Annotated in this window: 1 pseudogene; it reads left to right on the top strand. The window is 51.9% G+C overall.

Going from position 1 to position 216, the window contains the following annotated elements:
- Positions 1–216 (top strand): annotated as a pseudogene (locus CHH91_RS19700) (T7SS effector LXG polymorphic toxin); the annotation flags it as partial.

The raw sequence follows: 216 nt of genomic DNA, 5'->3' as shown, positions 1-216 counted from the left end.
ATGAAGAAGTCGCAGCGATTCAAGCGTACCTGGAAAACAAACCTCCGGGCGACGGTCCCCTCATAGCCGAGGTTGACGAGGAAGTATACAACAATGGACGTTATCCTGGGCCGACGATGGATGCCCGTGTCGGCGCCGACGGGATCGCGTATAAAAACAACATCATGACCTTTATTGTTCCAGTAGCTGACTTTTTCTTCGGTGACTTCCTCACGT

It is taken from the genome of Virgibacillus sp. 7505, from assembly GCF_002272135.1.
Classification (GTDB): domain Bacteria; phylum Bacillota; class Bacilli; order Bacillales; family Amphibacillaceae; genus Terribacillus.
The sequence above is the reverse complement of the archived record's forward strand: the minus strand, read 5'-3'. Positions and strand labels throughout refer to the sequence as shown.